General features: G+C 60.4%; 14 protein-coding genes. 8 read left to right on the top strand and 6 right to left on the bottom strand.

The window, feature by feature from the left end:
- Positions 1-16: 16 nt before the first annotated feature.
- Positions 17-430 (top strand): F0F1 ATP synthase subunit epsilon, encoded by a 414-nt coding sequence (locus tag GFER_RS04170; protein WP_040096325.1) that lies wholly within the window; start codon positions 17-19, stop codon positions 428-430.
- Between the two features lie 208 nt (positions 431-638).
- Here the strand turns inward: GFER_RS04170 and GFER_RS04165 are convergent, their stop codons facing one another.
- Positions 639-1,358: a FadR/GntR family transcriptional regulator gene (locus tag GFER_RS04165; protein WP_040096323.1), complete on the bottom strand. Its 720-nt coding sequence runs from the start codon at positions 1,356-1,358 to the stop codon at positions 639-641.
- A gap of 34 nt (positions 1,359-1,392) precedes the next feature.
- Between GFER_RS04165 and dinB the strand changes: the two genes are divergently transcribed.
- Positions 1,393-2,658: a DNA polymerase IV gene (gene dinB, locus GFER_RS04160; protein ID WP_268746199.1), complete on the top strand. Its 1,266-nt coding sequence runs from the start codon at positions 1,393-1,395 to the stop codon at positions 2,656-2,658.
- Here dinB and GFER_RS04155 read toward each other — a convergent pair.
- Positions 2,626-3,396 (bottom strand): sugar phosphate isomerase/epimerase family protein, encoded by a 771-nt coding sequence (locus GFER_RS04155; RefSeq protein ID WP_161807379.1) that lies wholly within the window; start codon positions 3,394-3,396, stop codon positions 2,626-2,628. The two genes, dinB and GFER_RS04155, sit on opposite strands and share 33 nt — an antisense overlap.
- A 209-nt stretch (positions 3,397-3,605) precedes the next feature.
- Between GFER_RS04155 and GFER_RS04145 the strand changes: the two genes are divergently transcribed.
- The 3 genes from GFER_RS04145 (at position 3,606) to GFER_RS04135 (ending at position 6,151) form a co-directional block, all read left to right on the top strand.
- Positions 3,606-4,316: a GntR family transcriptional regulator gene (locus GFER_RS04145; RefSeq protein WP_040096306.1), complete on the top strand. Its 711-nt coding sequence runs from the start codon at positions 3,606-3,608 to the stop codon at positions 4,314-4,316.
- Between the two features lie 89 nt (positions 4,317-4,405).
- Positions 4,406-5,275, top strand: a complete 870-nt coding sequence (locus GFER_RS04140; RefSeq protein WP_040096305.1) for a DMT family transporter — start codon at positions 4,406-4,408, stop codon at positions 5,273-5,275.
- A 306-nt stretch (positions 5,276-5,581) separates the two neighbouring features.
- Positions 5,582-6,151 carry a YfaZ family outer membrane protein gene (locus GFER_RS04135; protein WP_040096304.1) on the top strand — a complete coding sequence of 190 codons (570 nt, stop codon included), beginning with the start codon at positions 5,582-5,584 and terminating at the stop codon, positions 6,149-6,151.
- A 68-nt stretch (positions 6,152-6,219) separates the two neighbouring features.
- On the opposite strand, the gene GFER_RS04130 is transcribed toward GFER_RS04135, so the two are convergent.
- From GFER_RS04130 to GFER_RS18125, 4 genes are all read right to left on the bottom strand, one after another.
- Positions 6,220-7,011: an ABC transporter permease gene (locus tag GFER_RS04130; protein WP_052445942.1), complete on the bottom strand. Its 792-nt coding sequence runs from the start codon at positions 7,009-7,011 to the stop codon at positions 6,220-6,222.
- Positions 7,008-7,949 (bottom strand): ABC transporter ATP-binding protein, encoded by a 942-nt coding sequence (locus GFER_RS04125; RefSeq protein ID WP_040097390.1) that lies wholly within the window; start codon positions 7,947-7,949, stop codon positions 7,008-7,010. Before GFER_RS04125 ends, GFER_RS04130 begins: the two co-directional genes overlap by 4 nt.
- Positions 7,950-8,033: 84 nt before the next feature.
- On the bottom strand, positions 8,034-8,819 hold the full coding sequence (tatC, locus tag GFER_RS04120; protein ID WP_052445941.1) for a twin-arginine translocase subunit TatC: 786 nt from the start codon (positions 8,817-8,819) through the stop codon (positions 8,034-8,036).
- Positions 8,809-9,225 (bottom strand): twin-arginine translocase TatA/TatE family subunit, encoded by a 417-nt coding sequence (locus GFER_RS18125; RefSeq protein WP_074669500.1) that lies wholly within the window; start codon positions 9,223-9,225, stop codon positions 8,809-8,811. The genes tatC and GFER_RS18125 overlap by 11 nt, the downstream gene beginning before the upstream one ends.
- A 230-nt stretch (positions 9,226-9,455) precedes the next feature.
- Here GFER_RS18125 and nadA point away from each other — a divergent pair, with 230 nt between their 5' ends.
- The 3 genes from nadA to GFER_RS04100 all read left to right on the top strand — a co-directional run bounded on the left by nadA (position 9,456) and on the right by GFER_RS04100 (position 15,068).
- Positions 9,456-10,532: a quinolinate synthase NadA gene (gene nadA / locus GFER_RS04110; protein WP_082047826.1), complete on the top strand. Its 1,077-nt coding sequence runs from the start codon at positions 9,456-9,458 to the stop codon at positions 10,530-10,532.
- A 67-nt stretch (positions 10,533-10,599) separates the two neighbouring features.
- On the top strand, positions 10,600-14,094 hold the full coding sequence (gene mfd, locus GFER_RS04105) for a transcription-repair coupling factor (RefSeq protein WP_052446050.1): 3,495 nt from the start codon (positions 10,600-10,602) through the stop codon (positions 14,092-14,094).
- On the top strand, positions 14,091-15,068 hold the full coding sequence (locus GFER_RS04100; RefSeq protein ID WP_040096302.1) for a peptidylprolyl isomerase: 978 nt from the start codon (positions 14,091-14,093) through the stop codon (positions 15,066-15,068). The genes mfd and GFER_RS04100 overlap by 4 nt, the downstream gene beginning before the upstream one ends.
- The last annotated feature ends 23 nt before the right edge of the window (positions 15,069-15,091 follow it).

Below are 15,091 nucleotides of genomic sequence, written 5' to 3'. Positions count from 1 at the left end.
AAAGGTCAATTAGTCCATGGCAGAGAAGTTGAAGCTTGACCTGGTCACTCCCTATCGCCTTGTTCTGTCCGAAGAGGTGGATGAAATAACCGCTCCGGGATTGATGGGCGAATTCGGCATCCTTCCGGCCCACACCCCGCTGCTGACGACCCTGCAGATTGGCGAGTTCAGCTATCGCAAAGGTAACGAACTCTTTCACGTTGCCGTCAACTGGGGTTTTGTCGAAGTGGAAAACGATCGGGTCACGGTCTTGGTGGAAACCGCCGAGCCGGCCGACGAGATCGATCTGGAGCGCGCCAAAGCAGCCTTGGGACGCGCCGAAGAAGCTCTCAAGAAATTATCCGCGGAAGAGAAAGATTTTCTCATCATGAAATCCGCCCTCGACCGGGCCCTGGTGCGCATCAAGGTTGCAGGCCGCGAGTCGAAATAAGCCCCTATGCGTTTCAACAAAAAAAGCAGCCTTCGCGGCTGCTTTTTTTGTTGCTTCGTAACTATTCAGACGCAGCGCCCGACAGTACCGCAGTGTGGGGCGGTTGAGTGCTGCGACAAATGTTTGAGCCGCAGGTGAGTTTTTGCCGCACGCGATGCCGCCGCACCCTGCGGTGCATGCAGACCAGATACCCCGCCCCGAAATAAACTCACTCGCCCCGCTGAAGCTCTGACATTTTTTCTTCGACCAGGGTCAGGTGCCGGTACATGGCCTCGCGGGCTTTTTCCGGATTTCTTTCGGCAATCCCCGAATAAATGGCCTGATGCTGGGCGAGCAACAGCTCAACCATGCCGTCGCGCCGATAAAACTCCGTCAGCGCAACTTGAATGGTTTTATGAAACAGCGAATGAATTGTATTGAGCACGTGCATTTGCAGGGTATTGTGGGTCGCTGCGGTTATGGCATAGTGAAACTCGGCATCCACATCGGCATCCCAGCCACCCTGCGCGGCCTGTTTTTGCATGATGCCGAGAAGTTCCCGCAGGCGTTCGATTTCAGCGTCCGTGGCGCGGGAGGCGGCGAGATAGGCCGACCAGGTTTCCAACCCCATGCGCACTTCGACCAGCGCATAATGCATGGCAGGATTTTCTTCGACCAGGGTCGTCAACGGATCGTGCAGTGAAACTGCGGTCAGAGAGCGCACATAGGTTCCGCCGCCCTGCCGCGCCTCGACTAGGCCCATGGCATCCAAAACCATAATTGCCTCGCGCACCGAGGGACGACTCACGCCGAGCATAACCGCCAGATCCCGCTCGGAAGGGATTTTTTCACCGGGTTTTAGCTGTCCGGCAGAAATCAGAGCCTTGATCTGCTCGACAATTTCCTCGGAGATTTTTTTGGGTCGGATCGGTCTGAAAACATTGGCCATGCCATTACTCCTTGCGGCTTATTGGTAAGACCGGATCAATAGCACTTATTTTACGGGAAATCAATCCTATCTCTACCGGCATCCCAGCATGAAGAATATTGAGCGCTGCATTATCCATCTTGACCTCGATGCGTTCTTCGCCTCGGTGGAACAACGCGACCGTCCCGAGTTGCGTGGCCGGCCCGTCCTCGTCGGTGGCAGTTCGCAACGCGGGGTGGTGTGGGCGGCCTCCTATGAAGCGCGCCCCTTTGGCGTGCACTCGGCCATGCCCATAGCCCAGGCTCTGCGCCTGTGTCCGGAAGCCGTCGTCCTTCCGGTACGCATGAATGAATATCGCAAAGCATCCAGGGCTGTTTTCACTATTTTTTCACGCTTTACCGACTGTATCGAGCCGCTGTCCATCGACGAGGCGTTTTTGGATGTCAGCGCAAGCCTGCGCCTGTTTGGGTCGGGGCAGGCCATTGCCTGCCAGATCCGCGAGGCGGTCAGGCGTGAAACGAATTTGACACTCAGCGCCGGCATTGCGCCCAACAAGTTTCTCGCCAAGCTCGCCTCGGAGGCTGCCAAGCCGGATGGCCTAAAAGAGATTTTTCCTGAGGAGATCGATGCGTTTCTCTTGACCTTGCCGGTTAAGGCACTCTGGGGAGTCGGTGCGGTTACCGCGCAGAAACTTGCGACCCTGGGCGTCAGCCGCGTGGCTGAACTGCGCCGCCTCAAACGAGAGTTTCTGCTACGAACTTTTGGAGCATCCGGCGGGCTGCTCTACGATCTGGCGCGCGGCATTGATGCGCGACCGGTTGAGAGCGACTCGAGCATCAAGTCGGTGGGGCATGAAGATACCTACGCCACCGATCTCAGCGATCCGGTTGTCATCCAGCGCGAACTGCTTGGACTCAGTGAGCGGGTAGCCCAGCGCCTGCGAAGCAAAAACCTCCAGGGGCGCCGCGTTACGGTGAAGGTCAAGTATGCGGATTTTTCGGTGGTCACACGCAGCCGCACCCTCGCCGCCGGACTGAGCAATGGCGGTGAAATCTTCGGTATAGCCACAGAATTGCTCAGCCAGACCGAGGCCGGCCGTCGTCCCCTGCGCCTGCTGGGGGTGAGCCTTGCGACACTGGAAGTATTGGGGACGGGGCAGAGCGAGCTGTTTGCCGCGCCCCGGCGCGCCCGTCTGAGTCGCCTCGACCAGGCCGTGGATCAGTTAAGAGAGCGCTTCGGCGACCAGCGGGTGGTCAAAGGGTCGCTCCTCGCCGGTCGTAAAGAACCCTCAGACGCCGAACAGGGAACGGACGGTGACTAAGGCGGGAGACAGCTTCTCGGGATCGTGTACTTCCAGGGCCAGGGTGGCGCGCGGCGCGAATTCCTCCACCAGGCCGCGCAGTTCGTCAAATGGAATCAGCCCCTCGCCGGGAGGCAGATGGTCATCGCCGTCGCCGCGATTGTCATGCAGATGCAGATGCACCATGCGGTGCCCCAGGCGGCCAAACCACTCGGCCAGGGAAATCTTGTCGCGGCAGAACAGGTGCCAATGACCGACATCGAAACAGTGGCCGAACGCCGCTGAATCGATTCCCTCCAGTAGTCTTTCCAAACTGCCGGGGGCTTCCTCAAATACATTTTCCAGGGCCAGAACAATTCCGGCATCCTGAGCCCGCCGCACCAGGGGCGCCCAGAACTCCAGGGAAGGCTCCAGCCAGAGATCTTCGTTGCCACCATAACGCCAGCGCTCGTAGCCGGGATGCACCACGACGCAACGCGCGCCAAGCCGCGCGGCGGCATCCAGCGTCTGGCTGAGGCGCTGCAAGGTTGCCGCGCGCACCAGGGGTTCGAGAGCGCCGGGATTGAGATCCATGAAAGGGGCATGGACCGATACCCCAAGGCCGGCGGCGCGAAACTCCCGCGCCCAGCGCTTGAGTACCCCAGCCAGCGCCCTGTCGTCGAAATCAGGCCCCTTGATAGCGATCTCCGGCTGCAGCCGGCGGGAGAGGAAATGGGGCCCCTGCTCCTCAAGCATGCGCAAGGGCAAGGAAACATACAAGCGGGACTCCTCGGTCATAGTTTCACCAAACGTCCTTTCTCCAGAGGGTTCAGATCCGCATCATGGCAGGCCACTCCACCGCGTCGAGCATAATCCGCCCGGCGCTGAAAAACAAGGGTCGGCAGGAAATGCCCGGTACCGCGAAAAAGAAGGTTGACTTTGACTGTATACTGTATACAATTGGCCCAATCCAATTTGGAGCCACTCCGGTGAAAAAAAAACCCATTGAACGCCATCAAACCCTGCGGGAAAAAATCCTCGAAACCATTCGCGACGCAATTCTGCGCGGTGTCCTGAAACCTGGGGAAAAAGTGGCCGAACCGGAACTGGCCGAACGCTTCGGCATCAGCCGCACGCCTATTCGTGAAGCCTTCCGCCAGCTTGAATCCGAAGGCTATCTGACCGTGATCCCGCGCAAGGGCGCAGTGGTCACCGCCCTTTCGGAGCGCGACGTCAAGGAGTTTTATGCCATCAAGGCAATTCTTGAAGGCTATGCGGCGCGAATCGCCGCCAAAAACCTGTCCGACAGGGAAATCGAGCGGCTCGAGTCCATCAATGAGCGCTTGCAGCAACTCGCCGATGAGGGCGATGTCAAAGCCTTCTACCGCACCCACAATGAATTTCACGAACTTTTCATTCGCGCCGCCGGCAACCACAAGCTTGCCGAACTCATCCATCAACTGGTCATCAAATTCAACCGCCCGCGCATGGCATCCCTGTCCCTGCCCGGTCGCATGCAGATTTCCGTCAACGAACATACGCGCCTGCTCGGAGCTTTCAAATCGCGCAATGGCGAACAGGCCGACAATCTGGTGCGCAAGACGGCAAGCCTCGGCGGCCAGTTGCTTATTCAAAGCATGGCCCAGGAGGAAGGACGAGACGTTGATCCCGCGGTCCTCGAACAGATCGTCGATGTTTGAAACAGACTCTTTCCCACAGCGTCTGCGGCCCGCCCCCACAGGGGTGGGCTTTTCTTTATCCGCGCCCGGCCCTTCGAGACCTTAACACGATGTGGCTGGCCTTAGCGCTGCTCACCGCCCTCTTTGAGTCAGGCAAGGATGTTTTCGGAAAAAAGGGCCTGATGGCAGGGGCCGATGCCTACGTCATGGCTTGGGCCTGGCGCCTGCTGGCCCTGCCCTTCCTGCTGCCATTGCTGCTCCTGCCGCAAACCCTTCCGGTGGAACTTGGGCCGGGCTTCTGGCCGGCCCTGCTGACCGGCGGCGCCCTCAACATTCTGGCCGCGATCCTCTACATGAAAGCCATCAGCCAGAGCGACCTGTCCCTGAGCGTTCCGCTAATCACTTTTACCCCGCTGTTCCTGCTGCTCACCTCACCGCTGCTGTTGAGCGAAACTCCCTCGGCGGGCGGCATGGCCGGAGTTGTCCTCATCGTCACCGGCGCTTATCTGCTCAATGTGAGTCGCCTGAGCACCGGGTGGCTTGAACCGATACGCACCCTGCTGCATGCGCCCGGAGCGCGGTTGATGCTCGGTGTCGCGCTGATCTGGAGCCTGACCGCCAACATTGACAAAATCGGCCTGCAAAACTCATCGCCCTTGGTCTGGGCCGTCGCCATCAACGCCGCCATTGCCCTAGGCATGCTGCCCCTGATGGTGCTGCGGCGGCAACCTCCGCAAGTATCCCGGGCGCTGCCCTGGAAATGGCTTTTGCTGGTGGGCTTTTGCGGAGGGCTCACCACTCTGTGTCAGATGCTGGCCATCAGTCTCACCCAAGTCCCCTACGTAATCGCCGTCAAACGCCTGAGCATTCTCTTTACCGCCCTGGCCGGGCTTCTGCTCCTGCGCGAGCAGGGTCTGGGCGAACGCCTGGCCGGCACCCTGGTGATGCTTGCCGGGGTCATCCTGCTCGCCCTATCCTGAATGCAACGATTCAGCTGCCATGCCCTATCGCGGCACAGGCTGGACAGTTACTCCGGAACAATCCTTTTCAGGTTGCCCACCCCCGCTTCTTATGGCATATTCACTTGCGTTCAATAAATGTAACTATTCAGGGGCAACGTCCGAGAGTACCGCAGGATGCGGCGGTTGAGTGCTGCGGCAAATGTTTGAGCCGTAGGTGAGTTTTTGGCGCACGCGATGCCGCCGTACCCTGCGGTGCATGCTGAACAGTTACCAATAAATTTCATTTATCGGAAAATTAAATAGCGATAGCCAAGGAGTTTTGTCATGACCCTACGTATTTTCCTGGCCTTGGCCCTGTGCCTGACGGCCACCGCCGCCGCCGCCGACTCCATCGACATCGGCTTCAACGACGACAGCTTTCAACTCATCTACGAACGCCCCCTGAGCCGCGATGATTACGGCACCGCTTTGGCCAGTGGACGGTTTCTCCACAACGGCGACGAGAAAACCACGCTCGGCAGCATTGGTGCTGATTTCGTCGGCGAACCCGGAAATGTTCCCGGGCTGGAACTGGGCGTCGGCACCAAATTTTACGCCGGCACCACCGATCGCAGCACCGATTTCATCAATCTCGCCATCGGCCTGCGCGGCGCCTTCGCGCCTCCGCAATTCTGGGGCCTGGGCGTTGCCGGTCGACTCTACTACGCTCCCAAGGTCTTTTCCTTCCGCGATTCGGAGCGCTTGCTCGAAAGCGAGCTGCGCCTCACTTACGCCGTGCTGCCCAAGGTCAAAGTCTACGTCGGCTACCAGAACATGCGGCTCAAGGAAGACCGCAGAAACGAAAACTGGACCATCGACGATGCCGTGCGCATCGGCTTCGTCGGCACCTTTTAATCCGATATTGTTTCACCTTCGCAAAACGCCCTTGCGCCCGCCGCGCGAGGGCGTTTTGCGTTTCAGCTTCAGTTGCGCAATTTGTAACCACGCCCGATAAGTATCGCGGCCCAGGTGAAAAGGACCAGGGACATGCCCAGTGCAGCGGCAAAGGCGGTGAGGAGACTGGTGTCGCCGACCCCAAGCAGAGCATGGCGAAAACCATCGATCAGGTAGAAAAGTGGATTGAGGCGCGAGAGTCCTTCCCACAAAGGCGGAAGAATGGAGATGGGATAGAAGACGCCGCCCAGATAGATCAGCGGCAGGATCAAAAAGTTGTTGAACATGGACAGGGAATCGAAGGTATTGGCATAAAGCGCGGCAATGATGCCGAACTGGGCAAACAGAAAGCTGGCCAGAACAGCCATGGCCGCCCCCGCCAGAGGCGAGGCCCAGGGCAATTCGGCGAAAAAGGTGGAGATGGAGAGAACCGCCACGCCCACCAGCAGCCCCCGCAACATGGAGGCCAAGGTATAGGCGAGAATGAATTGAGCCGGTGAAATGGGCGTCACCAGAAGATCGAGAATGTTGCCGATGTAGCGCGCGACGAACAGCGATGAGGACGAATTGGCAAAAGCGTTGTTTATCACCCCCATGAGAATCAGACCCGGCACCACGAACTGCGCATAGCTGAAGCCCTCCAGCACCTGAATCCGCTCCCCGAGAGTCGCGCCGAACACGAACAGGTAAAGAGAGGCGGTAATGATGGGGGTGAGCAGAGTCTGGCCGGCAACCTTGAGAAATCTCAGCACCTCACGGCGCAGCAGGGTCACAAAGGATCGCCAGGGTGCCCAGGAGGGCGGGGCAATAGACTCCCTCATGGCGCCAACCCTCCATGGGAATCGTTGGCCATCCCGGTCAATTCCAGAAAAACCTCCTCCAGGCCGGCGCGCTTCAATTCAAGGTCTCTGACCGGCAACCGGTAGCGCTGCAGACGCAGCAACAGATCGGTCGCCGCCATGCCCGGCGCCAATGGCAGGGTCAGAGTGGCGCTGCCCGCATCCCACTGGGCGCCGAGGGCCCTGAGATCTTCGCCAAGAGGGCGGGGGTCGCGCTCGAGGTGCAGCACCACGCGCCGCCCGTCGAGACGCGCGAGCAGGGCGCTGGTTTGTTCCAGAGCAATAAGCCGGCCGTGGTTGAGGATGGCGATGCGCTCGCACATGGCTTCGGCTTCCTCGAGATAATGGGTGGTGAGCAGGACCGTGGTGCCCTGCCGATTAATCTCGCGCACGAACTCCCAGAGGCTGCGCCGCAACTCCACATCAACACCGGCGGTAGGCTCATCAAGGATCAACAAACGCGGCTTGTGAATCAGCGCCTTGGCCACCATGAAGCGCCGCTTAAGCCCGCCGGAAAGCTTGTTCATGGACTTTTTCAGGTGCGGGCCCAATCCCAGACGCTCGATGAGCACCCGCCGCCAGGCCGGGTCATCGGCTACTCCGTAATAGCCGGAATGAATCTTGAGCGCCTCATCGATGGTGAAAAAGTTGTCGATGACGATCTCTTGATGCATGACCCCGGTCAGTCGCCGGGTTAGCCGGTACTCGCTTCGATTGTCATGCCCGAAGATGCGCACCTGCCCCTCATCCGCGCGCGTCACACCGGCGACGATGTTGATGGTTGTGCTTTTGCCCGCGCCGTTGGGGCCCAACAGGCCAAAAATTTCGCCCTGCGCGATCTCCAGGGAGAGATCGCGCACCACCGGTGTACCGGCGTAACTTTTATGCAAATGGGAAACTGTCAGGGCGAATTCAGTCATGATCGGCGGAAACCGGCGCGACGACAGCCGACGAAAAAACCCGGCGCGGCGCAACGCCAACAACCGGGTCAGCCGGCTGGCTGGTTAGTCGCCTGCGGCAGGTTCTTCCTCAGCCTCCTCCTCAGCCTGCGGGCGCCGTTTTCCGGTAAAGCGCACGATCCAGATGCTCAATTCATAGAGCACGGCAAAAGGCAGGGCGATGGCCGTTTGGGAGATAAGGTCGGGCGGGGTCAGCATAGCGCCCAGGACAAAGGCGAGCAGCAGAGCGTATTTGCGGTTTTTTTTCAGCCACAGGTGGTCAATTATGCCCATGCGTCCGAAGAAAAACATAATGATCGGCAACTCGAAAACCATGCCGAAGGCGAACAGCAACTTGATGGAGATACTCAGATAGGCACCCATGGACAGCATGGCGTCGATATCGCCCGTTCCCGTGCCGAACTTGATGAGAAATGTGAAGACATTGGGAAAAACGAAGAAGAAACCAAAATAGGTTCCGCCTAGAAAGCACAGAAAACTGGCCAGCACGAAAGGGATGGCGAAGCGTTTTTCATGGGCATACAGACCAGGCGCGATAAACCCCCAGATCTGCCACAAAATCACCGGCAGGGCAAGCAAGAGCCCGGCCATGGCTCCCACCTTGAGATAGGTGAAAAAGGGCTCGGTAGCGGTGATGAATACCAGGGAGCTGCCTTCCGGCAAGGCCTGCTTAACCGGCACGGCAATAAAATCGTAGATTTTGGTGGCAAACCCGTAACAGGCCAGAAAGCCCACCAGCCAAGCGCCGGCGGCGATCATCAGGCGCTTGCGCAGTTCTTCCAGATGGGCGGTGAAGGGTTGCTCATCGCGAGCCAAGTCCTTAGCCGCCATGGGTGGCATCCTTTTGCGACGCGTCGGCAGGCTTTTTCGGCTCTTCCCCAGGCTCTTGCGCCTCCTCGGCAGGGTACGGCGGCAGGTCGATACTGCCGGGCTCCGGACGCTGCGGCGCAGCGTCGGCCTCCTTTTGGGCGTCCGGCGCTTGCTCGTCGGCAGGCTCCTTACCCTGCCCCTCAGCGTCGCCGGGCACTTTGATTTTACCCTCGCGCAGCAAGCGCTCGCGGGTTTCGCTGACCTGAGATTCGGTGTTGATGGTGTTCTTCAGATCGTCGGTGGCGCGCCGGAATTCGGCCAGGCCCCGCCCGAGCGAACGCGCGATGTCAGGCAGTTTTTTCGGCCCGATGACGATCAGGGCGACAGCGAGAATGAGCAACAACTCGGGCATGCCGATTCCGAACATGATTTGAGAACCTCTCAAGAGGGAAAAGAAAAATGTAACTATTCAGCGGCAACGTCCGAGAGTACCGCAGGGTGCGGCGGTTGAGTGCTGCGGCAAATGTTTGAGCCGTAGGTGAGTTTTTGCCGCACGCGATGCCGCCGTACCCTGCGGTNGGCGGTTGAGTGCTGCGGCAAATGTTTGAGCCGTAGGTGAGTTTTTGCCGCACGCGATGCCGCCGTACCCTGCGGTGCATGCTGAACAGTTACAGAAAAATTACCAACAACCTTCAAAAAAAGCCGAGAATAGCCCTAAAGGCCGAGTCTGTCAAGCTGGAAATCCTTGATAAAGGTTTGACATATCAAGGTTTTTACTCTAGTATACCGCATCATTTTCTCGAATCGGAAGAGTTGACCATGAACCAGGAAGAAATCAAAGCAGAGATTCGCCGCCTCGCCCGCGAGCGCAACGCGCTGATCCTGGCGCACAATTACCAGCGCGACGAGATTCAGGACATCGCCGACATCACCGGCGACTCCCTGGGGCTGTCCATGGAGGCCGCGCGCACCGACCGTGACGTGATTGTGTTCTGCGGTGTGCACTTTATGGCCGAGAGCGCAGCGATTCTCGCTCCCGACAAGATTGTGCTGCTGCCGCGTCCCGATGCCGGCTGCCCCATGGCCGACATGGTCACCGCCGAGGGACTGCGGGCCATGAAGGCGCGCCATCCCGGAGCCGTGGTGGTGACTTACGTCAACTCCAGCGCCGCGGTCAAAGCCGAGAGCGACATCTGCTGCACCAGTTCCAACGCCGTCAACGTGGTGCGTTCCCTCGACGCCGAAGAAGTGTTGCTGGTTCCCGACCGCAACCTCGGCCACTATATCGCCCGGCACGTCGACAAGGTCTGCCATCTCTGGGAAGGTTACTGCCCCACCCATGAGCGCTTGAAGGTGGAGGAGATCCAGCAGGCGCTGACCGAGCATCCCGATGCCCTGTTCATGGCTCACCCCGAATGTCCCCCGGAAATTCTGGAGCTGGCTCACCACATCTGCTCCACCAGCGGCATGTACGAATTCGCGCGCTCCAACCCGGCCAGAAAATTCATCGTCGGCACGGAAATGGGAATTCTCTACCGTCTTCGCAAAGAGAACCCCGATAAAGAATTCATCCTGCCCAGCGCCACACTGATCTGTCCCAACATGAAACTGACCTCCCTTGAATCTCTGCTGCGCGCCTTGCAGACCATGAGCCCGGAGATCACCGTGCCCGCGGATGTCGCCGAGGGCGCCAAAAGGGCCCTCGACCGCATGCTCGCCGTACCGCGCGACTGATTCGCCGATTTCAGCAATCTCACCGGAGGGGCGTGCCGCGGCACGCCCCCTTTCTCTTTTGTGCGCCATGGACCCGTCTCAGGACACCACTGACATCGCTCACGCCACCACCCGCTCTCTGATCCAGCAGATCCAGAGCGGCACGCGCCGCCTGGAGGTTCACGGCCTGGTGGGCTCGGCCGGCGCCTACCTGCTCAGCACCCTGCTGCGTGAAAGCACGACGCCGCTTTTCATTCTCACCCCCGACCAGAAGAGCGCCGAGCAACTGGCCGACGATCTGGCTTTTTACTGGGGCGAGCCTGAGCAGATCTGCATGTTCCCCCAGTGGGAGGTGCCGCCCTTTGAACCCCTCTCTCCTCATCCCGAGGTCGAGGCGCGCCGCATCGCCACCCTGTTCGCCCTCCTTGAAGGGCGCGCCCGCGCGGTGGTATTGCCGGTGCGTGCCGCCATGCAGCGCCTCATCGCGCGCCCGATCCTCGCCGATCTGAGCCTGCGCCTGATCGCCGAGGACGAGTATGAACGCGCGGCGTTGCTTGAACGGCTCAGCGAACTCGGATATCAGGCCACCCCCCTGTGCGAAGATCGCGGCACCTTCAGCGTGCGCGGCGACATCCTCGACCTGTTTCCACCAACCTGCAGCGAGCCGGTCCGCGTGGAATTTTTCGGGGACTACATCGAACGCATGCGCCCCTTCGACCCGGCAACCCAGCGTTCACGCGAACAACAACTCAACGAACTGATGGTTCTTCCGGCCCGCGAACTGGTCCTCGCAGGGAGCCACTGGGAAACCTTCGCGCGCGCCTTTAAGGAACGCTGCGACGCCCTCGACATTCCCCGGTCGCGCCGCGAGCAGTTGCTTGAAGCCCTGCGCGAGGGGCTGCTGCCGCCGGGCAGCCACTTTCTGCTGCCCTTCAATTATCCGGGACTGGAAACCTTTTTCGACTATGCCGGCCAAGGCACCTGGGTGCTGGCCGATCCGGCGGCGGTGGAACAGGAAGCCGACACCTTTGCCGCCGAAGCTCTGACCGGCGCGGCGCGCGCCGCGGCCAAGGCCGACCCCTATCCTGAATGGCAGTCCCTCTACCTCTCCGCCGCGGACCTGGAAAAGAATTTGCGCCCCCATCCCCGCATCGACTTTTGCGGTCTGCAACTCTATCGTCTGCAGGAAGATCGCGTCCGCTGCCGCTTCAATGCCGTCGCCAACGCCGACCTGCGCGCGGCGCTGCGCCAGGAGGGCGGCACCCTGCGCCCCCTGGTCGAGCACCTGCAAGAGTGGCGCGCGCAGGGCTGGAAAGTGTTGCTGGCCTGTCATCAGCGCGGCCAGGCCGAACGCTTGCGCGACCTGCTCGCCGAGCACCAAATCGCCCTGCCCTTTGATCCCGCGGCGGGATTCGCCCACGCCCGGCGCGGCGAAATTCTGCTGGTTCTCGGCGAACTCTCCGCCGGCCTGCGGCTGCCCGATGAGCGGCTCGCGGTGGTCACCGAAGAAGAGGTGTTCGGAGCGCGCGTACGCCGCCGCGGGCGCTCTGAAGCACGCGCTCGCGCCATGCTCTCGACCCTGGCCGAGCTGCGCGAAGGCGACTACATCGTGCATACCGATCACGGCATCGGTATCTATCGGGGGCTGCGCCATCTTGAACTCAACCAGATGCAAGGTGACTTCCTGCACCTTGAATACGCCGGCGGCGACAAACTCTACCTGCCCGTCGACCGCATCGAAAAGGTGCAGAAGTATGTAGCCGGCGAAGGGCACACGCCACGCCTTGACAAGATGGGCGGCCAGGGCTGGGAAAAAGCCCGGTTGCGCGCCCGCGCCGCCGCCGAGGAACTGGCCCGCGAACTGCTGCATATCTACGCCCGGCGCGAAATGGCGGAAGCCTTCCAATTCTCCGCGCCCGACCGCCTGTATCGTGAGTTCGAAGCCGCCTTCCCCTTTGAGGAAACGCCCGACCAGCAACAGGCCATCGATGAGGTTTTGAGCGACATGGCCCAGCAGCGTCCCATGGATCGCATCGTGTGCGGCGATGTCGGTTACGGCAAGACCGAAGTGGCGATTCGCGCCGCATTCAAGGCTGTGGAGGATGGCAAACAGGTGGCCCTACTGGTCCCCACCACGGTCCTCGCCCGCCAGCATTGGCAGACCTTTCGTGAGCGTCTTGCCGATTATCCCCTGACCGTGGAAATGATTTCGCGGTTTCGCAGCCCCGCCGAAGTGCGCGAGATCCTGGAGCGCGCCGCCGCGGGCCGGGTCGACATCCTCATCGGCACCCACCGCCTCATCCAACGCGACGTCAAATTCAAGGACCTGGGCCTGCTGATTATCGACGAAGAGCAGCGCTTCGGCGTCAGCCACAAAGAAAAACTCAAGAAAATGCGTGCCGCAGTGGATGTACTGACCCTCACCGCCACGCCCATTCCGCGCACCCTGCACATGAGCCTTGCCGGGCTGCGCGACCTCTCGGTCATCGACACCCCGCCCGTCGACCGCTTGGCGGTCCGCACCTATGTCACGCGCTTTGACGACGACGTGATTCGCGACGCCATTCTGCGCGAGCTGCGCCGCGGCGGACAGGTATTCTTCGTGCACAACCGGGTGCAGTCCATCGGCGCCATGGCCGAATTCGTCCAGACTCTGGTGCCGGAGGCCAAAGTAAGCGTGGGCCACGGACAGATGGGCGAAAAACAGCTCGAAGAGGTCATGGTCGAATTCATCGAAGGACGCAGCAACGTGCTGGTGTGCAGCACCATCATCGAGAACGGCCTCGACATACCGCGCGCCAACACCATCATCATCAATCGCGCCGACTGCTTCGGACTCGCTCAGCTCTACCAGCTGCGCGGCCGGGTCGGACGCTCGCGCCATCGCGCCTATGCCTATCTGCTGATTCCCGGCGAAGCGACCCTGACCCGCGATGCGCGCGAACGGCTGCGCATTCTGCAAGAACTCTCGGATCTCGGCGCGGGCTTTCGTATCGCCAGCCATGACCTTGAATTGCGCGGCGCCGGAGATCTGCTCGGCGGCAACCAGTCGGGACAGATCGCGGCCATCGGCTTCGAGATGTATACCGAACTGCTTGAAGAAACCATCGCAGAACTCAAAGGATTTGCCCGCGAAGAAAAGATCGACCCCGAAATCCGCCTGGGACTGAGTGCCTTTCTTCCGGAAAAATACATGCCCGATCCCAACCAGCGCCTGGTGTTCTATAAGAAGTTGGCGGCTGCCGAGGACGAGGACACCATCTACACCCTGGCCGATGAACTACGCGACCGCTACGGCGAACTGCCCGAGCCGGCGCTGCTGCTGCTTGAAGTGATGAAGCTGCGGGTGCTGATGAAGCGCCTGCGCGTCGAGCTGGCCGAATACACCGGACGCCACCTGCTGTTGGGCTTTCAACCCGACACTCCGGTGCCACCGGAACAGATCCTGGCCCGCTTGCAGGATCCCCGCGGCGGATGCAGCTTCACACCCGACTACCGCCTGAGCATCGACATCGGCCGCATGGACCGTGGCGAGGTTCTCCGCTTGGCCAAAAAAGAATTGCAGGGATTTTGCCGGCTATGATAATTTGTTACCTCATGCCTATGAAAAACGGGTCTTTCCTCCAGATCTCCCGGCTTCTCGCCCTGGCCCTCGCCATGTCTCTGGCGCTTGCCGCCGGCGGGTGCCGCGAACGCTCCCACGACCCGGAGTCGGCGCCGGTATTGCTCCAGATTAACGGTCGCGCCGTTACCCTGGAGTCCTTCACCCGCCAGTTCGAGCAGACGCTTCCCCCCAATCACACCCTCGGCCAAGATGAAAAGGACGAACTCAAGCGCGCCTTCCTGCGCCAGCTCATCGATCGCGAGCTCGCCCTGTCCGAGGCCCGGCGACGCGGCCTGAGCGTGTCCACCGAGGAACTCGACGAGGCTCTTGCCGATTACCGTCGTGATTATCCCGAGGGTGAATTTGAAAGCCTGCTGCGCGCCCAGGGCACTAGCCTCCAGCAGTGGCGCAGCGACCTCGAAGAGCGCTTGCTCATCGACAAAGCCCTTGCCCAGGCGGTTTACGCGCGCGTCGAGGTGTCTGCGGAAGAGATCGAGACCTATTACCAGCAACACCTTGACAAGTTCGACCGCCCCCAGCAAGTACGCGCGCGCCAGATCGTCCTCGACAATGAAGAACAGGGCGAGAACATCCTGGAGCAGCTCCACACAGGGGCCGATTTTGCCGAAATGGCCGAACTTTTTTCTCTCTCCCCGGAGGGTGAAAGCGGCGGCGACCTCGGTTTTTTCCCCGAGGGCGAAATGCCTTCCGAATTCGATGAGGTCGTTTTCAGTCTGCCCGCGGGCACTCTCAGCGAGCTGGTCAGAAGCGATTACGGCTTCCACATTTTCCTCGTCGAAGACAAACGCCCCGCCCGCCACCTGTCCCTTGAGGAAGCCACCCCGGAAATCGTCGACTCTCTGCGCCGCGCCAAAGAGGAACAGGCCTACCAGGAGTGGCTCATGGAACTGGGCGCCAACGCCTACATTGACGTCAACTGGCAGCTGCTCTAACCGCGCGCGATACGCCGGGATGG

It is taken from the genome of Geoalkalibacter ferrihydriticus DSM 17813, from assembly GCF_000820505.1.
Lineage (GTDB): Bacteria > Desulfobacterota > Desulfuromonadia > Desulfuromonadales > Geoalkalibacteraceae > Geoalkalibacter > Geoalkalibacter ferrihydriticus.
Note: the sequence above shows the minus strand (reverse complement) of the source record. Positions and strands in the feature narration are given on the sequence as shown.